22 protein-coding genes are annotated in these 21,481 nt (G+C 63.0%); 11 read left to right on the top strand and 11 right to left on the bottom strand.

All coding sequences use genetic code 11. The features are described 5' to 3' along the window. Positions 1–85 precede the first annotated feature (85 nt). From ABDB81_RS13195 to clpS, 4 genes are all read right to left on the bottom strand, one after another. Positions 86–928, bottom strand: a complete 843-nt coding sequence (locus ABDB81_RS13195) for a VOC family protein (protein WP_346811464.1) — start codon at positions 926–928, stop codon at positions 86–88. Between the two features lie 11 nt (positions 929–939). Continuing rightward, positions 940–1,944, bottom strand: a complete 1,005-nt coding sequence (locus ABDB81_RS13190; protein WP_346811452.1) for a tripartite tricarboxylate transporter substrate binding protein — start codon at positions 1,942–1,944, stop codon at positions 940–942. Between the two features lie 220 nt (positions 1,945–2,164). Next, positions 2,165–4,462, bottom strand: coding sequence for an ATP-dependent Clp protease ATP-binding subunit ClpA (gene clpA / locus ABDB81_RS13185; protein ID WP_137928220.1), 2,298 nt, complete (start codon positions 4,460–4,462; stop codon positions 2,165–2,167). Continuing rightward, positions 4,459–4,785: an ATP-dependent Clp protease adapter ClpS gene (clpS, locus tag ABDB81_RS13180; protein WP_160472928.1), complete on the bottom strand. Its 327-nt coding sequence runs from the start codon at positions 4,783–4,785 to the stop codon at positions 4,459–4,461. The genes clpA and clpS overlap by 4 nt, the downstream gene beginning before the upstream one ends. A gap of 570 nt (positions 4,786–5,355) precedes the next feature. Here clpS and ABDB81_RS13175 point away from each other — a divergent pair. Both ABDB81_RS13175 and ABDB81_RS13170 read left to right on the top strand, forming a co-directional pair. Continuing rightward, on the top strand, positions 5,356–5,562 hold the full coding sequence (locus ABDB81_RS13175; RefSeq protein ID WP_137928221.1) for a cold-shock protein: 207 nt from the start codon (positions 5,356–5,358) through the stop codon (positions 5,560–5,562). A 291-nt stretch (positions 5,563–5,853) separates the two neighbouring features. Continuing rightward, positions 5,854–6,615 (top strand): carbonic anhydrase family protein, encoded by a 762-nt coding sequence (locus ABDB81_RS13170; protein ID WP_346811449.1) that lies wholly within the window; start codon positions 5,854–5,856, stop codon positions 6,613–6,615. Between the two features lie 83 nt (positions 6,616–6,698). Here the strand turns inward: ABDB81_RS13170 and icd are convergent, their stop codons facing one another. Next, a complete protein-coding gene (gene icd / locus ABDB81_RS13165) occupies positions 6,699–7,949 on the bottom strand; it encodes an NADP-dependent isocitrate dehydrogenase (RefSeq protein WP_137928223.1) in 1,251 nt (416 codons plus the stop codon). 120 nt (positions 7,950–8,069) lie between these two features. On the opposite strand from icd, the gene ABDB81_RS13160 reads away from it, so the two are divergent. The 3 genes from ABDB81_RS13160 to ABDB81_RS13150 all read left to right on the top strand — a co-directional run bounded on the left by ABDB81_RS13160 (position 8,070) and on the right by ABDB81_RS13150 (position 9,593). After that, positions 8,070–8,681, top strand: coding sequence for a pseudouridine synthase (locus tag ABDB81_RS13160; RefSeq protein ID WP_346811447.1), 612 nt, complete (start codon positions 8,070–8,072; stop codon positions 8,679–8,681). Positions 8,682–8,809: 128 nt separating this feature from the next. Continuing rightward, a complete protein-coding gene (locus tag ABDB81_RS13155; RefSeq protein ID WP_137928225.1) occupies positions 8,810–9,001 on the top strand; it encodes a hypothetical protein in 192 nt (63 codons plus the stop codon). Positions 9,002–9,134: 133 nt separating this feature from the next. After that, complete coding sequence (locus ABDB81_RS13150; protein WP_137928226.1) at positions 9,135–9,593, top strand: DUF192 domain-containing protein; 459 nt, start codon at positions 9,135–9,137, stop codon at positions 9,591–9,593. A gap of 29 nt (positions 9,594–9,622) precedes the next feature. Here ABDB81_RS13150 and ABDB81_RS13145 read toward each other — a convergent pair whose 3' ends face one another. After that, positions 9,623–10,108, bottom strand: coding sequence for a YajQ family cyclic di-GMP-binding protein (locus ABDB81_RS13145; protein ID WP_137928227.1), 486 nt, complete (start codon positions 10,106–10,108; stop codon positions 9,623–9,625). Positions 10,109–10,217: 109 nt separating this feature from the next. Between ABDB81_RS13145 and murB the strand changes: the two genes are divergently transcribed. Beyond that, on the top strand, positions 10,218–11,228 hold the full coding sequence (gene murB, locus ABDB81_RS13140) for a UDP-N-acetylmuramate dehydrogenase (RefSeq protein ID WP_137928228.1): 1,011 nt from the start codon (positions 10,218–10,220) through the stop codon (positions 11,226–11,228). Positions 11,229–11,247: 19 nt separating this feature from the next. Here the strand turns inward: murB and ABDB81_RS13135 are convergent, their stop codons facing one another. Continuing rightward, positions 11,248–11,559 (bottom strand): pyrimidine/purine nucleoside phosphorylase, encoded by a 312-nt coding sequence (locus ABDB81_RS13135; RefSeq protein ID WP_346811445.1) that lies wholly within the window; start codon positions 11,557–11,559, stop codon positions 11,248–11,250. 85 nt (positions 11,560–11,644) lie between these two features. Continuing rightward, positions 11,645–12,568 carry an ornithine carbamoyltransferase gene (gene argF, locus ABDB81_RS13130; protein ID WP_346811444.1) on the bottom strand — a complete coding sequence of 308 codons (924 nt, stop codon included), beginning with the start codon at positions 12,566–12,568 and terminating at the stop codon, positions 11,645–11,647. A gap of 393 nt (positions 12,569–12,961) precedes the next feature. On the opposite strand from argF, the gene ABDB81_RS13125 reads away from it, so the two are divergent. After that, positions 12,962–13,267, top strand: coding sequence for a DUF3579 domain-containing protein (locus ABDB81_RS13125; protein ID WP_137928231.1), 306 nt, complete (start codon positions 12,962–12,964; stop codon positions 13,265–13,267). Between the two features lie 146 nt (positions 13,268–13,413). Here ABDB81_RS13125 and rpsT read toward each other — a convergent pair whose 3' ends face one another. Further along, positions 13,414–13,680, bottom strand: coding sequence for a 30S ribosomal protein S20 (gene rpsT / locus ABDB81_RS13120; protein WP_346811442.1), 267 nt, complete (start codon positions 13,678–13,680; stop codon positions 13,414–13,416). A gap of 361 nt (positions 13,681–14,041) precedes the next feature. Here rpsT and murJ point away from each other — a divergent pair, with 361 nt between their 5' ends. Both murJ and ABDB81_RS13110 read left to right on the top strand, forming a co-directional pair. Continuing rightward, positions 14,042–15,592, top strand: coding sequence for a murein biosynthesis integral membrane protein MurJ (gene murJ / locus ABDB81_RS13115; protein WP_137928233.1), 1,551 nt, complete (start codon positions 14,042–14,044; stop codon positions 15,590–15,592). 16 nt (positions 15,593–15,608) lie between these two features. Next, the gene (locus ABDB81_RS13110; RefSeq protein WP_137928234.1) at positions 15,609–16,457 is read left to right on the top strand and encodes a SirB1 family protein; all 849 of its coding nucleotides are present in this window, start codon (positions 15,609–15,611) and stop codon (positions 16,455–16,457) included. A 28-nt stretch (positions 16,458–16,485) separates the two neighbouring features. Here ABDB81_RS13110 and ABDB81_RS13105 read toward each other — a convergent pair whose 3' ends face one another. After that, positions 16,486–17,136 carry a VTT domain-containing protein gene (locus tag ABDB81_RS13105; protein ID WP_171020523.1) on the bottom strand — a complete coding sequence of 217 codons (651 nt, stop codon included), beginning with the start codon at positions 17,134–17,136 and terminating at the stop codon, positions 16,486–16,488. A gap of 127 nt (positions 17,137–17,263) precedes the next feature. Here ABDB81_RS13105 and mutL point away from each other — a divergent pair, with 127 nt between their 5' ends. Both mutL and miaA read left to right on the top strand, forming a co-directional pair. After that, positions 17,264–19,255, top strand: a complete 1,992-nt coding sequence (mutL, locus tag ABDB81_RS13100) for a DNA mismatch repair endonuclease MutL (protein ID WP_346811439.1) — start codon at positions 17,264–17,266, stop codon at positions 19,253–19,255. Between the two features lie 6 nt (positions 19,256–19,261). After that, entirely contained in the window at positions 19,262–20,215 is a 954-nt protein-coding gene (gene miaA / locus ABDB81_RS13095) for a tRNA (adenosine(37)-N6)-dimethylallyltransferase MiaA (RefSeq protein WP_160472933.1), read from the top strand. Between the two features lie 154 nt (positions 20,216–20,369). On the opposite strand, the gene purM is transcribed toward miaA, so the two are convergent. After that, positions 20,370–21,422, bottom strand: coding sequence for a phosphoribosylformylglycinamidine cyclo-ligase (purM, locus tag ABDB81_RS13090; RefSeq protein ID WP_137923239.1), 1,053 nt, complete (start codon positions 21,420–21,422; stop codon positions 20,370–20,372). Positions 21,423–21,481 lie beyond the last annotated feature (59 nt).

Genomic DNA, 21,481 nt, shown 5'->3' with positions numbered 1-21,481 from the left:
GCCTTGGCAGAACAACCGACCTGCTTGACACGGTTGCTCTCCCGCCGTGCGGGAGAGGGGAATAAACCGAGAGAGGTTGTGAAACTCAACCCTGCTCGAAAACCAGCGTCACCCCATTCGCCTCGGCCGCCGGAATCACCGACACAGTCGCCGACGTATCCTCCGCACGTACACCGTTCGCACGCCAGTGCGCCCGCGCCTTTTCCAGATCGTCCGTCACCAGTCGAATTGCCGCATACCCGGACGTAGCGCGTAGCCCCGGCACGTCAGCCACATCGGCCAATTCCTGCGGCGCCGTCACAACAAACGACGCGCCAGCGATATCCAGCATCGCCATCTCGCCGGTCGCGCGAGTGATCGGCGCCCCAGTCAGCGTGGCATAGGCTTCAGCAGTCACAGCGACCTGCCCCGCATCCACTACCAGATACGTCGCCGCAATCGCAGTAGCCCTGTTGGCATGCGCGATCCACTCCGGACGCCACAGCAATTCTGGCGTGCGATGTTCGCAGACGAAGTAGCGAGCGCCGGGCGCGCTATCGAGCGCCGTCACGCGAAACGTGGCCGGGTGTTCGGAGCCATCGTCCAGACGCACCGGACGCGAGAATTCGATGGGAGCGGAAGGCTGGAAGCCCGCGGCGCGCAGCCGGTCGGCCGTGGCAAACGCATCGCGGCTTTTGCACGACATCGCCGCACAGCCATCGCCGCGCTGCTGGGCATCCCAGTAGTACTGACGACTCGGGCTGGGCGCCGTCACATGCAGCAGCTCCAGGTAATCGCGCGCCAGCATGATGCAATGGTTCTGCGAACCCAGCGTGTGAAAACCGCGCGGCGTGAGCGTGAAGCCCAGCGCGCGCCAGCGCGTCACAGCGGCATCGAGATCGTTGCAGACGATGACCGCATGGTCGAACGGCTCAGGCAATGCGTGCATGGCGGCTTCGGTCATTCGAACTGGATGTTGGCCTTGCGGGCCACAGCCTGCCACTTGTCGTGCTCATGGCGCACTAGTTGGCCCAGTTCGGCCGGCGACCCCACGGCGATCTCGAACCCCTGCGCAGTCAGCGCATCCACCACCTTCTGCTGCTTGATCGAAGCGGCGAAGGCGTCGTGCAGACGCGTTACCGAATCAGACTGCATATGCGCCGGGCCGAACACGCCGATCCACGAATACGCCTCGAAACCCTTGTAGCCCTGCTCGGCCACGGTCGGAACTTGCGGCAACTGCTTGATGCGGCTCGTCCCGGTCACGCCAAGTACCTTGATCGTCTTGGCCGCCACATGCGCCTGCACCGCCGCATAGCTGCTGAAAAACACATCGACTTCGCCCGACAGCACGGCCTGCACGGCCGGGCCACCACCCTTGTAGGGTACGTGGAGGAATTTCACGCCGGCCTCGGTGCCGAGTGCTTCCGCCGCGAGCTGGTTCAGGCTGCCGATTCCCGACGAGGCGTAGCGCACGCCATTCGGATTCGACTTCGCCAAATCAACCAGTTCGCGCACGTTCGACGCCGATAGCGCCGGATTCGCAGCAATCACCAGCGGGAAGCGTACCAATTGGGTAATCGGCGTGAAGTCCTTGAAGGTGTCGTACGGCAGGTTCTTGTACGCGAACGGATTGATCGCGTGGGTATCGAAGGCCATCAGCAGCGTATTGCCATCTGGCTTGGCACGCGCCACGTTGCTGCTGGCGATCAGTCCGCCGGCACCCGGCTTGTTGTCGACGACCACCGTCTGACCGAGCGCCGTCTTGAGGCCAGGCTGCAATTGCCGCGCGACGATGTCCACGCTACCGCCCGGCGGGAATGGCAGCACCAGCGAGATCGGTCGGGAGTTCGCGCCTGAATCGGCGGCATGGGCGAGGCCAGACAGCGAGGCCACGGGCATGGCGCTCATCGGCAAGGTTTTCAGCAGCAGGCGGCGCAACCGCAGGCGGTCGTGAGAAGACATCGGAAACTCGGGCTGTACGACCAGAAGGCCGCGGGACAAATGAAAAGGGGCGGCATGCCGCCACCCCGTATTTTGCCCGATGATCGCTCAACTTGTCCGATCACTATCGCTGATCGCCCAGTTATTGGAACAATGACCATACAACGATCGCGCAGGAGTCCCCCCATGACGGAAAAACGGCCGGGACATACCCGGCCGTTTGTGTGGTACCTACCCTGCGTCAGACTTCGGCGCGTTCCTCGCTCTCGCCAGTATCCGGCGGTTCCGGATCGCCTTCGGAGAAGGTCAGCTTGATGTGATCCTCGGCGTCGAGGTCCACGGCCACCCGGCCACCGGTCACCAGCTTGCCGAACAGCAATTCGTCGGCCAGCGCCTTGCGGATCATGTCCTGGATCAGGCGTTGCATTGGCCGCGCGCCCATCAGCGGATCGAAGCCCTTCTTTGCCAGATACTTGCGCAGCTTGTCCGAGAAGCTGGCTTCCACCTTCTTCTCGTGCAACTGCTCTTCCAGTTGCATCAGGAACTTGTCGACCACGCGCAGGATGATTTCCTCGTCCAGCGCACGGAAGCTGATCGTCGCATCCAGGCGGTTGCGGAATTCCGGCGTAAACATCCGCTTGATGTCGGCCATCTCGTCGCCCTGCTCGCGCGCCGTGGTAAAGCCGATCGTCGCGCGGTTCATGGTCTCCGCGCCCGCATTCGTGGTCATGATGATGATCACGTTGCGGAAATCCGCGCGCCGGCCGTTGTTATCGGTCAGCGAACCATGGTCCATGACCTGCAGCAGGATGTTGAAAATGTCCGGATGCGCCTTTTCGATCTCGTCCAGCAGCAGCACGCAGTGCGGCTTCTTGGTAACAGCCTCGGTCAGCAGGCCGCCCTGGTCGAAACCGACATACCCCGGCGGCGCGCCAATCAGGCGGCTGACGGCATGCCGCTCCATGTATTCGGACATGTCGAAGCGCAGCAGCTCGATGCCCATGATGAAGGCGAGCTGCTTGGCCACTTCGGTCTTGCCCACGCCCGTAGGACCCGAGAACAGGAACGAGCCGATCGGCTTGTCCGTCTTGCCCAGACCGGCACGCGACATCTTGATCGCCGACGACAGCGCCTCGATGGCAGGGTCCTGGCCGAATACCACCGACTTCAGATCCCGTTCCAGTGTCTGCAGCTTGCTGCGGTCGTCCTGGTTCACGCTCTGCGGCGGGATGCGTGCGATGCGCGAGACAATGTCCTCGATCTCGTTCTTGCCAATCGTCTTCTTCTGCTTGGACTTCGGCAGGATACGTTGCGCCGCGCCCGCTTCATCGATCACGTCGATCGCCTTGTCCGGCAGATGACGGTCGGTGATGAAGCGCGCAGACAATTCCGCCGCAGCAGTCAGGGCCGATGCCGCGTACTTCACGCCATGGTGCTCTTCGAAGCGCGACTTCAACCCGCGCAGGATCTGCACGGTCTGATCCACGGTCGGCTCCACGATATCGATCTTCTGGAACCGACGCGACAGTGCCGCGTCCTTCTCGAAGATGCCTCGATACTCGGTGAAGGTCGTCGCACCCACGCACTTGAGCTGGCCCGAGGACAGCGCCGGCTTCAGCAGGTTGCTGGCGTCCAGCGTTCCGCCCGATGCGGCGCCCGCACCGATCAGCGTGTGGATCTCGTCGATGAACAGGATCGCGTTCGGATTGTCCTTGAGGGACTTCAGCACGCCCTTGAGGCGCTGCTCGAAATCGCCGCGATACTTGGTGCCGGCCAGCAGCGCACCCATGTCCAGCGAGTAGACCACGGCCTTCTCGAGGATATCGGGCACTTCGTTCTTGGTGATGCGCCACGCCAGGCCCTCGGCGATGGCGGTCTTGCCCACGCCTGCTTCGCCCACCAGCAGCGGGTTGTTCTTGCGGCGGCGGCACAGTACCTGCACCACGCGCTCCACCTCGCTGTCACGGCCGATCAGGGGATCGATCTTGCCGGCCTTGGCCAGGGTGTTCAGGTTCTGGGTGTACTGCTCGAGCGGACTTTCCTTGCCGTCACCACCTTCGCCCTCGGGGTTGCCCTCGCCGTGCTTGGCCGGCTCGGACTGGTCCTTGCGGATGCCGTGGCTGATGAAATTGACGACGTCCAGCCGCGTGACGCCCTGCTGCTGCAGGTAGTACACGGCGTGAGAGTCCTTCTCGCCGAAGATGGCCACCAGCACGTTGGCGCCGGTGACTTCCTTCTTGCCGTTCGAGGTCGACTGCACGTGCATGATGGCGCGCTGGATCACACGCTGGAAACCCAGCGTGGGTTGCGTGTCCACCTCGTCCGTGCCGGGTACGACCGGTGTGTTGTCGGCAATGAAATTCTTCAGGCTTGTGCGCAAGTCCTCGATATTGGCCGCACAGGCGCGCAGCACTTCCGCCGCAGTGGGGTTGTCGAGCAACGCCAGCAGCAAGTGTTCCACGGTGATGAACTCGTGGCGCGCCTGACGTGCCTCGACAAAGGCCATGTGCAGACTGACTTCCAATTCTTGCGCAATCATGCTTCCTCCATCACGCACTGCAGCGGGTGGCCCGCCTGCCGCGCATGGGTTGATACAAGCTCGACTTTGGTCGCCGCGATATCCCTGGTGTAGATACCGCAAACGCCCTTGCCTTCCCGGTGGACGGTCAGCATGATCTGCGTAGCCGTTTCCCGGTCCCTGCTGAAATACTGCTGCAGGATCATCACGACAAACTCCATCGGAGTGTAGTCGTCATTGAGCAGGACCACTTTGTACATCGCTGGCGGCTTGAGCTGCTGCTCCTTCCGTTCGATGACAGTGCCTGCTTCGCGTTGGGGGGTGTTCGCCAGCCGTGTCGCCATGGCGTTTATTCTAACCCTTACTCACAAGTCTGCAATTTGGGGAACAGGACTCTTATTCAAGCCCCGCACCTACGAAAATTCCCGGCGTGCGCCAACGTACAGAGGCGCGGCGGGCACGTCGGGCATGCACTTCCGGGGTGCAGGTGGCGAATTGGCGTACCCCGCTCCGGGGCGCGCCGCCAACCTACGCAAAAACCATGCACCACGCTGGCAAAGCGTACCATCTGCAGCCGTTTCAATCTCGCCACACCCCACGCTCAGTGGGGAATCTGCCGGATTGACAGCCATTGCCTTTACCGAAAGAATCGATCGCACATCCGGTCCGGGCTCGCGAGCCAAGCATACAGACCCGGCGGGGTGCATCCGTGAGCAGGGAGGCCCACGACTGGCGCAGGTCCGACACTTTCGTCCATTTTCCGATGAACGAAAATGGATGACTCGCGAGAAACCGTATTTGCCGTGCATTTGCGCAACTATTCCACCAGAAGAGGCCGCGCAGTGCCCGTCGAACCGCTTTCGGCTGGCCATTGGTTTCCCCGCTTGTAATCAGCTTTTTCGTTGGGGGAGTTTATGGCTAGCGGTATCGTCAAATGGTTCAATGACGCCAAGGGTTTCGGCTTTATCAAGCCGGATGACGGCGAGGAAGAACTGTTTGCGCACTTTTCGGCAATTCAGATGTCCGGTTTCAAGACGCTGAAGGAAGGCCAACGGGTGGAGTTCGAGGTCGTGCAAGGCCCGAAGGGCAAGCAAGCCACGAACATTCAGGAAGCCCACTAAGTGCGCCGCGGCCGAATGCTGCCACAGAGCGGCGTCGGCCCATGCGGATGCGAAGGGGTTCACTCCCCTCGGGACGGGATCCAGCGCCACGCCGGGCAATGATAGGCGTGGTGCGCTGAAAAGCGGTACGCCAGGCATCCGGGAAAGCGCCCGGCACATGTTCACCATGTGCCGGGCGCTTTTTCATGGGGCGTCGCCATCACCGGCATCAGAATTAGAGATTCTGCGATTTTCCGGACAATTGGTAACTTCTACACTCCGCGCACTACCGCCCAGTTTGGAGTGTTCACGATGTTTCCTTTCAAGACCAACCCGCTTGCCGCCTTCGCCGGTACTTTGCTGCTGGCCACAGCGCTGTCCGCCACTGCCGCAGAACATGGTACCAAGTGGTCATACACCGGCGACCAGGGCGCCGAGCACTGGGGTGACCTGTCGCCGTCCTTCAAGGCGTGCAAGGATGGCAAGGCCCAGTCGCCCATCGATATCCAGAACGCCAGGCCCGGCAAGCTTCCACCGCTGGCCTTTCATTATCCGGCGTCCGCCGCCACCGTCATCAACAACGGCCATACGATCCAGGTGGGTCCGCATGCCGGCGGCAATGCCAAGCTGCCCTCCGGCGTCTACCAGTTACTGAATTTTCACTTCCATACCCCGAGCGAAATGACAGTGGATGGCCGCGCCTATCCACTGAGCGCACACCTGGTGCATCGCGATGCGGCCGGTCGCCTTGCCGTGGTTGGCGTGCTGTTCGAGGAAGGCGCAGAGAACAAGGCGCTTGAGTCAATCTTCCAGGTCATGCCTGAGAAAGGTGCCGCGCCGGTGCCACTGAACGAGACGTTCAGCCCGGCAGACCTGTTGCCAGAGGACCTTTCATACGTGGCGTTCGACGGCAGCCTGACCACGCCACCATGCAGCGAAGGCGTGCATTGGCACGTCCTGAAGACGCCGGTGCAGGTGTCGGCCGCGCAGATCCAGGCATTCAGGAAGCTGTATCCGATGAATGCCCGGCCGGTGCAACCGATGCACGATCGCGTGCTCACGTCCAACAACTGATATTTCGTCAGTGATAAAAAACCCCGGTGCGCCTGCGCGCAACCGGGGTTTTCCGTCCGGGCGATCCCGGGACGTCTCTGTCTTTACATATTGTCGATCATCACCTGACCGAAGCCGGAACACGACACCTGCGTGGCGCCTTCCAGCAACCGGGCGAAGTCATAGGTCACCTTCTTCGACTGGATCGATTTTTCCATCGACGCGATGATCAGGTCGGCCGCCTCGGTCCAGCCCATGTGGCGCAGCATCATTTCGGCAGACAAGATCTCCGAACCCGGATTCACATAGTCCTTGCCGGCGTACTTCGGCGCCGTGCCGTGAGTGGCTTCGAACATCGCCACGGAGTCCGACATATTGGCACCCGGCGCAATGCCGATGCCGCCCACCTGGGCCGCCAGCGCGTCGGAAATATAGTCGCCGTTCAGGTTCAGCGTGGCGATGACAGAGTATTCGGCCGGACGCAGTAGCACTTGCTGCAGGAACGCATCGGCGATGGCGTCCTTGACGACGATATCGCGCCCGGTCTTGGGGTTCCTGATCTTGCACCACGGGCCGCCATCCACCAGTTCGGCACCAAACTCGGTGAGCGCGAGGTCATAGCCCCAGTCACGGAACCCGCCCTCGGTGTACTTCATGATGTTGCCCTTGTGGACCAGCGTGACCGACGGCTTGTCGTTGTCGATCGCGTACTGGATCGCCTTGCGCACCAGGCGCTGCGTACCCTGCTTCGATACCGGCTTGACCCCCACGCCCGAGGTCTCCGGGAAGCGGATCTTCTTCACGCCCATCTCGTTCTGCAGGAAGGCGATCAGTTTCTTTGCACCTTCGCTGCCGGCTTCCCACTCGATGCCGGCATAGATGTCCTCCGAGTTCTCGCGGAAGATCACCATATTGGTCTTTTCAGGCTCGCGCACCGGCGATGGCACGCCCTTGAAATAGCGCACCGGACGCAGGCAGACGTAGAGATCGAGCTGCTGGCGCAGCGCCACATTCAGCGAGCGGATACCGCCGCCTACCGGGGTGGTCAGCGGCCCCTTGATCGACACCACGTATTCCTTCACCGCCTCCAGGGTCTCGTCGGGCAGCCAGACATCGGGGCCATACACGCGCGTGGATTTCTCGCCCGCGAAGATTTCCATCCAGGATATCTTGCGCTGTCCGCCATACGCCTTGGCCACGGCGGCATCCACCACCTTGAGCATGACGGGGGTGATGTCGACACCCGTACCATCGCCCTCGATGTAAGGGACAATCGGGTTATTGGGCACATTCAGCGAAAAATCGGCGTTCACCGTGATCTTCTCGCCTGCTGGCACCTTGATGTGCTGATACATGTTCGTCTCCAACTGCCGCTTGGGGAAGTGACTGGCGCCCGGCCAGCACGGCCCGGCGACGCGATTGTGTTGTGCGAGTCATTGTAACGGCCCTCTTCGACTGGTGGATAATGCGCGCCCATGACCCTGATCGCCCTCAACAAGCCCTTCCAGATGATGAGCCAGTTCTCGGCGCATCCATCGCGACCAACGCTGGCCGATTGCATCGACCTGGCCGGCGTGTATCCGGCCGGGCGTCTCGATGCCGATAGCGAGGGACTGCTGCTGTTGACCGACGATGGCCTGCTTCAGACACGCATTGCCGATCCGCGCCACAAACTCGAAAAAACCTATCTCGCGCAGGTGGAAGGCGTGCCCGATGCGGCAGCGCTTGCGCGTCTGCGCGGCGGCGTAGACCTGGGCGATTTCGTGACGCTCCCGGCCCAGGCCCGGATCGTCGACGAACCGGCGTGGCTGTGGGAGCGCCATCCACCGATCCGCTATCGCGCAGCCATTCCCACGACATGGGTCGAAGTGAAGATCCGCGAAGGCAAGAACCGGCAGGTGCGACGCATGACGGCTGCCGTAGGCTTTCCCACCCTGCGTCTGGTGCGCGCGGCAATCGGCAATCTTTCGCTCGCCCAACTCGGTCTGGCGCCTGGCCAATGGTGCGAGGCAGATGTCCGTGCATTAGGACTTTTAGCACCGCGCCTACCTGTCAGACCGCCCATACAGGCGAAAAAGCGGCGGTAATCGCTGGTTACACATGCCGGCACCCGGATCGTCAACGCGCGAAGATTCCGCGCCGTTGTTGCGAATGACACGTCGATAAACGCGTCAAACCCTCCAAAATCCGGACACAAATCCTAGAGGTACTCGCAATGAAAAAACTGATCGCCGCCCTGGTAGTTGGCCTGTTTGCCACTGGCGCCTTCGCGCAAGCCCCGGCGGCTCCTGCTGCTGGCACCGCACCGGCTGCAACCGATTCGGCGAAGCCCGCGAAGACCACGAAGAAGAAGCACACCAAGAAGCACACCTCCAAGAAGGCGGCAGCTTCGACCCCGGCAGCCTGATCTTCCAGACTGCCATCGAAAGGCAGGCACGCTCCGGCGGCCTGCCTTTTTTCATGGCGTGGCTACGGGCGCGGATCGGTTGGCTGCGCTATGCTTCCGCCTGCCGTCGAACTTCCTCCACATCGATTCCGCCATGCCTCAAGTGTTCAAGACCCTGCTGATCGTTGGTGCGATGGGTGCCGCCGCGCTGTCCGCCACGGCGCATGCACAGACCGCACTGCCCGTGATTCCGCTGACCGCAGGCATGTACGCCATCCAGGCCGAAGTGGCCGCGTCACCCGAAGCGCGCGAGCGCGGGCTGATGTACCGCAAGACGATGCCCGCCAACACCGGCATGCTGTTCGTCTTCGAGGACAAGGCCGGGCACTGCTTCTGGATGAAGAACACCAATCTGCCGCTGTCGATTGCGTTCCTGGCGGATGACGGCAGCATCGTCAATATCGAGGACATGGCGCCGCAAACCGAGGACAACCACTGTCCGCGTGCAGCGGTGCGCTATGCGCTGGAGATGAACAAGGGATGGTTCGCGCAGAAGGGCATCAAACCCGGCGCGAAAATCGGCGGCCTGCCGCAGCCGCGGCAGGCGCAGTAGCACCGCAGCAGGACTGCAGCGCGCGCTGCCTAGTCCCGGAAATTGTTGAAGTCCAGCGGGGCTTCGCTGACATCCTTGCGCAGCAGTGCGATGACCGATTGCAGGTCGTCGCGCTTGGTGCCCGTCACGCGCACGGCATCGCCCTGGATGCTGGCCTGCACCTTGATCTTGCTGTCCTTGATCATGCGCACGACCTTCTTGGCCAAGTCGCCCGTCACGCCCTTCTTGATCGTGATGACCTGCTTGACCTTGTCGCCGCTGATCTTGTCGACCTTGCCGTAGTCCAGGAAGCGCACGTCCACATTGCGCTTGGCCATCTTGTTGATCAGCACGTCCTTGACCTGGTCCAGCTTGAAATTGTCATCGGCGAAGACAGTCAGTTCGCCCTCCTTCTGCTCCACGCGGGAATCGGAACCCTTGAAGTCGAAGCGGTTGGTGATTTCCTTGTTGGCTTGCTCCACGGCGTTCTTCACTTCCACCATGTTGGCTTCGCTCACTACGTCAAACGACGGCATCCTGTTTCTCCTGGTATTCCACGGCCCCACCCGGCACACGGCGGAGCTTTCGTAACGGTTACGTATAATCTTGGCCTGCCCCGGCCCGGGGTGCCTCCCCCGACCTTGCATGGCAGATTTCCACGAATTTTATCCCCTGCGCGCCCACAATACATTCGGCTTCGATGTCCGTGCGCGTCTGGCGGCACATATCCGCAGCGAATCGGACCTGCTTTCGGCACTATCCGATCCGCGCGCCGCCAGTCTTCCGATAGTGGTGCTGGGCGGTGGCAGCAACGTGGTGCTGACTGGAGACCTCGACGCCTGCGTGTTGCTGATGGAGATTCCCGGCTACGAAGTTGCACGGCGCGGAGAGAACTGGCTGGTGACCGTTGGCGCCGGCGAGAACTGGCACGCGCTGGTGGGCCGCACCATCGCCGATGGCATGCCCGGCCTGGAAAACCTGTCGTTGATCCCTGGCACGGCCGGCGCTGCCCCGATCCAGAACATCGGCGCCTATGGCGTGGAGCTGCGCGAGCGCTTCAACAGCGTGCGCGCCTACGACCGCCAGGGCGGCGCTTTCGTGACGCTCGATCTTGATACATGCGCCTTCGGATATCGGGACAGCCTGTTCAAGCGTGAGGGCCGCGACCGCTACATCATCACCGCCGTGACGCTGCGGCTACCGGTAGCCTGGCAGCCCGTGTTGAACTACGGCGAACTGTCGCGCGAACTCGAATCGGTGAATCCACCCGATGCCGCGCAGATCCGCGACGCAGTGATCGCGATCCGCTCGCGCAAGCTGCCGAACCCGGCAGAAATCGGCAATGCAGGCTCGTTCTTCAAGAATCCGGTCGTCGAGGCAGCGCTGCGCGACAAACTGCTGGCAGACAACCCTGCGCTGGTCAGTTATCCGCAAGCGGATGGCAGCTACAAGCTCGCTGCTGGCTGGCTGATCGACCAGTGCGGCTTCAAGGGCATCAGTGACGGCCCGGTAGGCGTCTATGACAAGCAGGCGCTGGTGCTAGTGAACCACGGCGGTGGCACCGGCGCGGCCCTGCTGGCCCTGGCGAACCGCATCGCCGACACCGTCGAGGGACGGTTTGGCGTGCGGATCGAGCCAGAGCCGGTCGTACTCTGAGGCTTCTTCGCCCTGAGACTTAATCGAAGTGGCAGACGTAATCGAGCGTCTCGGTCACTTCGATGTCGAAACTGCTGTTGCCCGGCACGTTGAACTGCTGGCCTGCGCCATAGGTCTTCCACTCTTCCGAGCCAGCCAGGCGCACGCGGCAACTACCCGCGTTGACTTCCATGATTTCGGGCGCGCCCGTGTTGAACGTCAACGCAGCCGGAAAAATCACACCCAGCGTCTTGCGCGTGCCGTCGGCGAACAGCACCGTGTGGCTCACGCACTTGCCGTCGAAATACAGGTTGGCTTTCTTGACGACGGACACGTTGTCGAACTGGCTCATCTCACTCTCCTCGAATCGAAAAACGAAACTGTAGACGTAAAAAAGGGAGCCGTCGTGGCCCCCTTTCGCTGGCTCCGGCGGTCGCTCAGTAGCGGCCGCAGAGCAGGTATTCCATCAATGCCTTCTGCACGTGCAGGCGGTTTTCAGCCTCTTCCCAGACCACGCTGCGCGGGCCGTCGATCACGGCGGCTTCCACTTCCTCGCCGCGATGGGCAGGCAGGCAGTGCATGAACAGCGCATCATCGGTGGCGCGGTCCATCATGGCCGTGGTCACCATCCAGTCCTTGAACGCGCGCTTGCGCGCCTCGTTCTCGGCCTCGAAACCCATGCTGGTCCACACGTCGGTTGTCACCAAGTGTGCGCCCTGGCAGGCGTCGAGCGGATTGTCGAACACCTTGACGCGCGGCGCGGCGGTCTGTGGCACCATGGCCGGATCGAGCTGGTAGCCCGGAGGCGCGGAGAAATGGAACGTGAAATCCAGGCGCTCGGCAGCCTGGATCCAGGTATAGGCCATGTTGTTGGCGTCGCCGATCCACGCCACCGTCTTGCCGGCAATGCTGCCGCGCTGCTCGATGTACGTGAAGACATCGGCCAGCACCTGGCACGGGTGGTATTCGTTGGTCAGGCCATTGATGACTGGCACGCGCGAGTGCGCGGCGAATCGTTCAAGGATGTCCTGGCCGAACGTACGGATCATGATGATGTCGACCATGCGCGAGATCACCTGCGCCGCATCCTCGATGGGCTCACCACGACCCAGTTGCGAGTCACGCGTGTTCAGGAACACCGCATGACCGCCAAGCTGGTGCACGCCAGCTTCGAACGACAGGCGCGTACGCGTGGAATTCTTCTCGAAGATCATGGCCAGCGTGCGGTCGTGCAGCGGGTGCCACGTCTCGTAGTTCTTGAACTTCGCCTTCAGGATCCTCGCGCGGTCCAGCAGGTACTCGTACTCCTCGGCATTGAGGTCGCTGAACTGGAGGTAATGCTTGATCGGGGTTTGGCTCATAAAACAAAGAAGGCGGCTCGCATGGGCCGCCTTTCGCGTCGCTTACGCAATGTAGTGGCAACGATCATAAGGGATTATTCCAGCTTTGGCGAGTCCGCGCCGTTATAGCGGGAGTCCCCCGCAGAGGCGGGTGACGCGGCCCGCTGACAGGTTCCCGACAGGAATTCTACGTATGCGCAAGTCTTATATAAGATATAATACCCGCTGATTCACGCGGGGCCCGGCATACCTTGCCACGGCCCGCCGCACGGCATCAAAAGTGCCCCCGCCGACAATACGCCCCGCTTTCCTCATGCCGGCAGCATGCGAACCAATCGCCTGCCGGACGCGTCAAACGGGCGCCCGTCTTGAGCGGGTTTACCGTCGAGTCACAGAGCAGATCCCCGCAGTCCCATGACAACCCCCCAAGTTCGCGAATACTTCATCCAAGGCGTTACCAAGGAAGGCAGGACCTTTCGCCCAAGCGACTGGGCCGAGCGGTTGTGCGGCGTGATGGCGCAGTTCCGGCCGGAAGGCGATACCGGCGACCCCCGCCTGACCTACTCGCCGTACGTGCGACCTGTGATCGTGGCGGGCATCAAGAACGTGGTGGTGGATTCGCGGCTGCGGGACATCGAGCCGAAGGCACTCGACTTCGTGCTGAACTTCGCGCGCGACAATGATTTGCAGGTAGTGGAAGCCTGCTCGGTCGGCGACTGAGCACGCCCTGCTTCTCAAGAGAACCCGGCCAGGCGCCGGGTTTTTTGTTGGCCGAGCACTGGAAAGTGGTGGCGCAAAAAACAAAAGCCCGTCCGAAGACGGGCTTTGCGACTGCTCGGCCGCCATAGGGGCGACCGGGGCAGCTATCAGGCAGCCATCGACTTGATGGCGGCCGACAGGCGCGACTTGTGACGTGCAGCCTTGTTCTTGTGCACGATCTTCTTGTCAGCGATGCTGTCGATGATCGTTTGCGACTGCTTGAAGATCTCAGCAGCGGCTGCCTTGTCGCCGGCCTCGATTGCCTTGCGAACTGCCTTGACGGCGGTGCGCAGACGCGAGCGCAGGCTGGAGTTGTGACCGTTCGCGGCCACGGCTTGGCGCGCGCGCTTGCGAGCTTGTGCGGAATTTGCCATGTATCTCTTCCTGAATTCAGAGTGCGCGCCCGGGGCGACGCAATAATTTGGGACGCAACAATTAAGTCACATCTTGCGACCCGGGATGTTCGACAAACGAATCCTTGGACGCGACTGTCCTTGCGAATCGGCGATTATACACACAGCCCCGCGCCGCAGGCAAGCCTCCCGACAGGTTCCGAACAGAATCGGGCACCAGGGCCGCCGGGCAGCGGCCGTCCGTATAATATGCGCCACATCTGGCGAGCGGAATGCCCGCATAAGCGTGGCGCCGCCGCAACCAAATGACCGTGCAGGCGTCTGAAACGCGTCTGCCACCCGCTCGGCGCCGTCACACGGCCCTGCTCCCTGGTTTCCGATCTTGAACCTGCTTAAAGCACTTGCCACGATCAGCGGCCTGACGATGCTATCGCGCATCACCGGCCTGCTGCGCGAAATCCTGATTGCCCGCGCCTTCGGGGCCTCGGACATGACCGATGCCTTCAACGTGGCATTCCGCATCCCCAACCTGCTGCGCCGGATCTTTGGCGAAGGCGCGTTCTCGCAAGCCTTCGTCCCCATCCTGAACGAGTACCACGGCAAGCGCGGCGACGAGGAAACCCATCTCCTGATCGATGCCGTGGCCACGGTCATGGCCTGGGCGCTGGCCGCGGTATCGCTGCTGGGCGTGATCGGCGCGCCAATCGTCATGACGGTAGTGGCCACCGGCTTCCGGGGCAGTGCCGAGACCTACGACGCCGCCGTGTTCATGACACGGGTGATGTTCCCATATATCGGCCTGATCTCGATGGTAGCGCTGGCTTCGGGCGTACTGAACACGTGGCGCAACTTCGCGGTGCCCGCGTTCACGCCGGTACTGCTCAATCTCTGCCTGATCATCGCCGCGCTGTTTGTCGGTCCTCACATGGCCCAGCCGATCTATGCCCAGGCGTGGGGCGTGCTGGTGGGCGGCGTGCTCCAGTTGCTGATCCAGGTGCCGGCAATGCGCAAGCTCGGCGTGTTGCCGCGCGTCTCGCTGAACCTGCGCGCGGCGTGGGCCAACCCCGGAGTGCGGCGCGTGGTCAAGCAGATGGCGCCGGCGCTGCTGGCCGTTTCCGTGGCCCAGATCAGCCTGATCATCAATACCAATATCGCTTCGCGCCTGGGCGCGGGGGCCGTGTCGTACATCACCTATGCCGACCGCCTGATGGAATTCCCGACGGCGCTGCTGGGCGTGGCGCTGGGCACGATCCTGCTGCCCAGCCTCTCCAAGGCCAACGCCAACGACAACCGCGAGGAGTACTCCGGCCTGCTCGACTGGGGCCTGCGCCTGACCTTCCTGCTGGCCCTGCCTTGCGCGGCGGGGCTGATGCTATTCGGCACGCCACTGACCTCGGTCCTGTTCAACTATGGCCGCTTCGACGCCCATGCCGTCGAGATGACGCGTCAGGCGCTGGCTACCTACGGCGTGGGCCTGCTCGCGCTTATCCTGATCAAAATCCTGACGCCGGGCTTCTATGCCCGGCAGGACATCCGCACCCCGGTCAAGATCGCGATCCTTGTACTGATCATCACGCAGTTGTCGAACTTCGTGTTCGTGCCGCTGCTGGGCCATGCGGGCCTACCGCTGTCGATCAGCTTCGGCGCCATCGTCAACGCGCTGCTGCTGTTCTTTGGACTGCGCCGCCGGGGCTTCTATCATCCGTCGGCCGGCTGGGGCATGTTCCTGCTCAGGCTGGTGGCCGCCATGCTGATCCTGTCGGGCATGCTGCTGTGGTTCGCGCGCAATTTCGACTGGGTGGCGCTGGGCGCCACGCCATGGCTGCGGATCGCGCTGCTGGCGGCCTGCCTGGTACTTGCGGCGGCGGTCTACTTCGGTACACTGTGGCTCATGGGCCTGCGCTATGCGGCCTTCCGGCGCCGCGCCGGCTAGTCAGGAAACACCGTACATGACTTCCACGAAAGTCCTGGATTACTTTGCCAGCCTCGTGGCCGACGACGATGCGATCCCGCTGACGGAAACCGCCCTCGCCATCGCCCAGGATGCCTACCCGGACCTCGACCTGCAGGCGGAACTGGCGGCCATGGATGTGTTGGCCGTCCGGCTCAAGCGGCGCATTGCCGAAGGCACGCCCGCCATCCAGCGCCTGCGCCTGCTGAACCATTTCTTCTATCGCGACCTCGGCTTCGGCCCCAACGCGAACGACTACTACGACCCCGACAACTCGTACCTGAACATGGTGCTCAAGCAGCGCCGGGGTATTCCCATCTCGCTGGCCGTGCTCTACATGGAGCTAGGCCAGCAGATTGGCCTGCCGCTCAAGGGGGTGTCGTTCCCGAACCATTTCCTGGTGCGCATGACGATTCCGGCCGGCGAGGTCGTGCTCGATCCGCTGACCGGCGAAACGCTGTCGAAGGAACAACTGCAGGAAATGCTTGATCCCTACCTCGAACGGGAGGGGATTTCGGACTCGACCGAAGTGCCGCTGGGCCTGTTCCTGCATGTGGCCGGGCATCGGGAAATCATCGCGCGCATGTTGCGCAATCTGAAAGCGATCTATCTGCAGGAATCGCGCTGGCAGCGGTTGCTGGCCGTGCAAAACCGTCTGGTGATCCTGCTGCCAGATTCGATCGAGGAAGTGCGCGACCGGGGCCTGGCCTATGCCAACCTGGAGTGCTTCCGGCCGGCGCTGGAAGACCTGGAAGCTTATGTCCAGGCCCGCCCCGATGCCGCCGACACCACGCAGATCCGCGACCGCATGCCGGCCCTGCGCCTGATGAGCCGCAGCCTCAGCTGATTTGCCGAGGCTGCCAGCTACGTCGGTATCAGGGCTTGCGGTCCGCCGGGCGGCGCGTGCCGCGCACGAGCTTCCACAGGCCGCCGAGCACCAGCGGCACGACGGCCGCGCCGATACCGGCCAGCACGATCAGGTTGAGATACTGCTTGATGAACGGCAGGTTGCCGAAGAAGTAGCCGGCGAACACCAGGCCGAACACCCAGGCCGCCGCGCCGATCACGTTGAACAGCTGGAAGCGTGCGAAGGTCATTTGCGATACCCCGGCCACGAACGGCGCAAAGGTCCGCACGATCGGGAGGAAACGCGCCATCACCAGCGTCTTTCCGCCGTGACGTTCGTAGAAATCATGTGTCTTGCGCAGCGCACGCTGATCCAGGAAGCGCCAGTGCTGGTCGAACACCTTCGGCCCGATCCAGCTGCCCACAAAATAGTTGACCGTGTTGCCGATGACAGCTGCAGCGAAGAGCAGTCCGGAAAGTGCCCACTCGTTCATCGCGCCCGTCGCGCACATGGCTCCCGCGATGAACAGCAGCGAATCACCTGGCAGGAACGGCAGCACCACGAGGCCGGTTTCGGCGAAAACGATGGCAAACAGAATGCCGTACACCCATACGCCGTAGTCCAACACGAACTGGCCCAGAAACTTGTCGACATGAAGAATCATGTCCATCAGGTGCAATACAGTATCCAACGGTGTGTCCCCTTCAATGAATGGCTGACATCATACAAGAGCCAAATTTGGCTGCCGTTACGGAACCGTAATGAGTGTGCCGAAAACGTGTCCGGCCGCACGTATAATCGCCCGCATGCCTGCCGACGCCGCCCGCCCCGAGCTTTCCGCCGCCACCCCCACCTCCAGTAACGCCTTGCGCACCGCGCAACCCGGCCGGCCTATCCGTCCCCTGCCCGATCAGCTGATCAGCCAGATCGCCGCCGGCGAAGTGGTGGAACGTCCGGCCTCGGTGGTGAAGGAACTGCTTGAAAACGCACTCGACGCAGGCGCCACCCAGCTCGGCATCCGGCTGGAAGAAGGCGGCGTGCGGCGCATCGTCATCACCGACAACGGCTGCGGCATTCCTGCCGATGAACTGCCCGTTGCGCTGATGCGGCACGCCACCAGCAAGATCGCCTCGCTCGACGAACTCGAATCGGTGTTGACACTCGGTTTCCGTGGTGAGGCGTTGGCGTCGATCGCCTCGGTCTCGCACCTCGTCCTGACCAGCCGCACGGCCGATGCCGCACACGCCACGCAGATCAGCGCCGATACCGGCCATCTGCAACCGGCTTCTGGTGGTGTCGGGACGATGATCGATGTGCAGCACCTGTACTTCAATACGCCCGCGCGTAGGAAGTTTCTGAAAACGGAACAGACCGAGGTCGGGCATTGCCTGGAGATGATCCGACGCGTGGCGCTTGCCAGGCCCGATGTCACGATCTCCGTTCACCACAACGGCAAGCCGCTCGAACACTGGAATGCCGGCGATGTGGCAACGCGTACCGCGCAGGTGCTGGGCGCCGATTTTGCGCGTGCCCGTTTGCCGCTCGATGAATTGGCCGACGCGCTGCACATCTATGGTTTCGCCGGGCTGCCTACCGCTTCGCGCGGCAGGCCGGACCAGCAGTATTTCTTCGTCAACGGCCGGTTCGTGCGCGACAAGCTGCTGAACCACGCCGTGCGCAGCGCCTATCAGGACGTGCTCCACGGAGACCGCTTTCCCTCGTACGTGCTCTGCCTGGACCTGCCACCCGAACTGGTCGATGTGAACGTGCACCCGTCGAAGATCGAGGTCCGCTTCCGCGAATCGCGCGCCGTCCACCAGTTTGTCTACCACGCCGTGCAGCGTTGCCTGGCACGCCAGGCTGGCGAAGTTGGCGACAGCCTGCATTCGGATACTGGCGATGGTGCTGGGCTGTCGCCAACGGCCAAGCCAGCGGGTGGCGTGCCGGGCGCCGCGCCACAATGGATCAACTACTCCGCTGGCCGGCAGAGCGAACTTGGCATTGCCCAGCCACGCCAGGCCTACCTGGGCATGGTGCGTGACGCCACCTCGGGTGATGGATCACCAGTCGCCCGCTCATGGGAACCTTCCTCGCAACGGCCAGCGTGGCTGGCAGATGCCGAGGCAGCCCGTGCCGATGCGCCGCCCAGCCTGCTCGACCGTCTGCCCGAGCGTCCGTCGGGATTGCCCGTCGATGAAGATGGGGAAGAAGGCGACCACCCGCTCGGCTATGCCATCGCCCAGCTGCACGGCATCTACGTGCTGGCGCAGAATGCGCGCGGACTGGTACTGGTGGACATGCACGCCGCGCACGAACGCATCCTCTACGAACAGATCAAGGCCGGTCTCGATGCGCGCGAGCTCGCCGTGCAGCCACTGCTGATTCCGGTCACGCTGCCCGCCAACCCGGTGGAAATCGGCGCCGCCGAGGAACATCAGGAAACGCTGCAGTTGCTCGGCTTCGACATCGCACCGGTGTCACCCACGACATTGGCCGTGCGGGCCATTCCGGCGCTGCTCAAGCAGGCCGATGCCGAAGCGCTCGCGCGCGATGTGCTGCGTGACTTGCAGTCATTCGGTGGCTCGCGCGTGCTGGCCGAGCGCCAGAACGAACTGCTGGCCACGCTGGCCTGCCACAGCGCCGTGCGCGCCAATCGCAAGCTGACCGTCGAAGAAATGAACGCGCTGCTGCGCCAGATGGAACAGACCGAGCGCGCCGACCAGTGCAATCACGGACGTCCCACCTGGGTACAACTCACGGTCACCGAACTGGACCGCCTGTTCCTGCGCGGCCAGTAATCCTCCATGTCATCGCAGTCTTCTGAATTCCCGCCCGTCGTCTGCCTGCTCGGGCCGACGGCCTCCGGCAAGACGGCCGCCGCGCTGGCGCTGGCCGCGCGCACGCCGGTCGAAATCATCAGCCTGGATTCGGCGCTGGTCTATCGTGAGATGGATATCGGCACCGCCAAGCCCACACCTGCCGAACTCGCCAGCGCGCCGCACCACCTGATCGACATCATTGATCCGCTGGAGAGCTACTCGGCCGCGCAATTCGTGACCGATGCCGAGCGCCTGATTGTCGAGATTCGCGCGCGTGGCCGCACGCCGTTGATCGTCGGCGGGACGATGCTCTATTACAAGGCGCTGACGCAGGGCCTGAACGACCTGCCGCAAGCTGACCCCGCCGTGCGCGCCGAACTCGATGCGCTGGCTGCCGAGCGTGGCTGGCCAGCGCTGCATGCGATGCTGGCCGAGGTAGATCCGGTCACCGCCGCGCGGCTCGCACCCAACGATGCGCAGCGCATCCAGCGCGCGCTGGAGATCCATCGCCTGAGCGGGCAACCGATGTCGGCACTGCTGGCGCGCCAGGCAGATGCCCGCACCTTCACGGGCGCCGCCGATTCACGCTTCCGCGTCATCGCCCTCGAACCCTCGGACCGCGCCGTGCTACACGCGCGGATTGCCGAACGTTTCGACGCAATGCTCTCCGGTGGCTTGATCGCCGAAGTGGAACGTCTGCGCGCACGGGGCGACCTGCACCTCGGGCTACCGTCGATGCGTTGCGTCGGCTACCGGCAGGTCTGGGAATATCTCGATGGGGATTGCGACTATGCGACGATGCGCGAACGCGGCATCGCGGCCACGCGGCAACTGTGCAAGCGTCAACTGACGTGGTTGCGGAGCACGCCGGAGCGCGTCAGCGTGGATTGTCTGCGGGGGGACTATGTTGCGGAGGTGGGGCGGGCGGCGGGGTGGTGAGTTAAATCGACCCCTGGGTGTGCTCCCCTCTCCCGCACGGCGGGAGAGGGGTTGGGGAAGAGGGCCAGCGCGTCGTGCTTGACGAGCTTTCTCGTAGCGTAACCGCCTGCCCTCTCCCCTGCCCCTCTCCCAGAGGGAGAGGGGAAAAACACAATCAGACTACGACGGTCTGCGCCTGCCCTTCGGCGCGAGCCTCGATCGCACCGATCTGCCATACCGCTTCACCAGCGGCTTGCAGATGGCGAATCGCGCGTTCGGCGTCTTCCTTGGCCACGATCACGACCATGCCGATGCCGCAGTTGAACACGCGGTGCATTTCGGCGTCGGCCACGTTGCCTTGTTGCTGGAGCCACTGGAACAGCGGCGGCAGCGTCCAGGCGTCCTTCTTGATGACAGCGGTCAGGTTGTCGGCCAGCACGCGCGGCACGTTTTCGGTCAGGCCGCCGCCGGTGATGTGGGCCATGCCCTTGACCGGCAGGGTTTCGATCAGCGACAGCAGCGGCTTCACGTAGATGCGCGTCGGCGCCATGATGGCGTCCTGCAGGCGCTGACCGTGGAAGTCGGCGTTCAGGTCCGGCTTGGCCACGTCGAGGATCTTGCGCACCAGCGAGTAACCGTTCGAATGCGCACCCGACGAGGCCAGGCCCAGCACCACGTCGCCCGGCTGGATCGTCGAACCGTCGATGATCTTCTTCTTTTCCACGGCGCCGACCGCGAAACCGGCCAGGTCGTATTCGCCGTCCGGATACATGCTCGGCATTTCAGCGGTTTCGCCGCCGATCAGCGCGCAGCCGGCCAGTTCGCAACCATGGGCGATGCCCTGGATCACGGTGGCGGCGGTGTCCACGTCCAACTTGCCACAGGCAAAGTAGTCCAGGAAGAACAGCGGCTCGGCGCCCTGCACGAGGATGTCGTTGACGCTCATCGCCACGAGATCCTGGCCCACGGTGTCGTGGCGGTTCAGTTGGAACGCCAGCTTGAGCTTGGTGCCCACGCCGTCGGTGCCCGAGACCAGCACCGGCTCCTGGAACTTCTTCGACAGTTCGAACAGCGCGCCGAACCCGCCGATGCCGGCCATCACGCCTTCGCGCATGGTGCGCTTGGCAAACGGCTTGATACGGTCGACCAGGGCGTCGCCGGCTTCGATGTCAACACCGGCATCGCGGTAGGAAAGGCCTGCCTGGCCGGCGGTCGGGGATGCGCTCATGAGAACCTGCTTGTCTTTGAGGAGGGTGAAGTGCTGAAATCATCACCAATTAATCACAC

The sequence above is a fragment of the Cupriavidus sp. DL-D2 genome (assembly GCF_039710735.1).
Taxonomy (GTDB): Bacteria; Pseudomonadota; Gammaproteobacteria; order Burkholderiales; family Burkholderiaceae; genus Cupriavidus.
Note: the sequence above shows the minus strand (reverse complement) of the source record. Positions and strands in the feature narration are given on the sequence as shown.

Excerpts from the sequence above, each read along its gene's own strand:
- miaA (WP_160472933.1), top strand. The coding sequence starts at position 19,262 with ATGTCATCGCAGTCTTCTGAATTCCCGCCCGTCGTCTGCCTGCTCGGG.
- ABDB81_RS13145 (WP_137928227.1), bottom strand. The coding sequence starts at position 10,108 with ATGCCGTCGTTTGACGTAGTGAGCGAAGCCAACATGGTGGAAGTGAAG.
- ABDB81_RS13135 (WP_346811445.1), bottom strand. The coding sequence starts at position 11,559 with ATGAGCCAGTTCGACAACGTGTCCGTCGTCAAGAAAGCCAACCTGTAT.
- ABDB81_RS13160 (WP_346811447.1), top strand. The coding sequence starts at position 8,070 with ATGACCCTGATCGCCCTCAACAAGCCCTTCCAGATGATGAGCCAGTTC.
- icd (WP_137928223.1), bottom strand. The coding sequence starts at position 7,949 with ATGTATCAGCACATCAAGGTGCCAGCAGGCGAGAAGATCACGGTGAAC.
- ABDB81_RS13195 (WP_346811464.1), bottom strand. The coding sequence starts at position 928 with ATGCACGCATTGCCTGAGCCGTTCGACCATGCGGTCATCGTCTGCAAC.
- ABDB81_RS13150 (WP_137928226.1), top strand. The coding sequence starts at position 9,135 with ATGCCTCAAGTGTTCAAGACCCTGCTGATCGTTGGTGCGATGGGTGCC.
- argF (WP_346811444.1), bottom strand. The coding sequence starts at position 12,568 with ATGAGCCAAACCCCGATCAAGCATTACCTCCAGTTCAGCGACCTCAAT.
- ABDB81_RS13175 (WP_137928221.1), top strand. The coding sequence starts at position 5,356 with ATGGCTAGCGGTATCGTCAAATGGTTCAATGACGCCAAGGGTTTCGGC.
- ABDB81_RS13155 (WP_137928225.1), top strand. The coding sequence starts at position 8,810 with ATGAAAAAACTGATCGCCGCCCTGGTAGTTGGCCTGTTTGCCACTGGC.
- rpsT (WP_346811442.1), bottom strand. The coding sequence starts at position 13,680 with ATGGCAAATTCCGCACAAGCTCGCAAGCGCGCGCGCCAAGCCGTGGCC.
- mutL (WP_346811439.1), top strand. The coding sequence starts at position 17,264 with ATGCCTGCCGACGCCGCCCGCCCCGAGCTTTCCGCCGCCACCCCCACC.
- murB (WP_137928228.1), top strand. The coding sequence starts at position 10,218 with ATGGCAGATTTCCACGAATTTTATCCCCTGCGCGCCCACAATACATTC.
- clpS (WP_160472928.1), bottom strand. The coding sequence starts at position 4,785 with ATGGCGACACGGCTGGCGAACACCCCCCAACGCGAAGCAGGCACTGTC.
- ABDB81_RS13110 (WP_137928234.1), top strand. The coding sequence starts at position 15,609 with ATGACTTCCACGAAAGTCCTGGATTACTTTGCCAGCCTCGTGGCCGAC.
- purM (WP_137923239.1), bottom strand. The coding sequence starts at position 21,422 with ATGAGCGCATCCCCGACCGCCGGCCAGGCAGGCCTTTCCTACCGCGAT.
- ABDB81_RS13190 (WP_346811452.1), bottom strand. The coding sequence starts at position 1,944 with ATGTCTTCTCACGACCGCCTGCGGTTGCGCCGCCTGCTGCTGAAAACC.
- ABDB81_RS13125 (WP_137928231.1), top strand. The coding sequence starts at position 12,962 with ATGACAACCCCCCAAGTTCGCGAATACTTCATCCAAGGCGTTACCAAG.
- ABDB81_RS13170 (WP_346811449.1), top strand. The coding sequence starts at position 5,854 with ATGTTTCCTTTCAAGACCAACCCGCTTGCCGCCTTCGCCGGTACTTTG.
- clpA (WP_137928220.1), bottom strand. The coding sequence starts at position 4,462 with ATGATTGCGCAAGAATTGGAAGTCAGTCTGCACATGGCCTTTGTCGAG.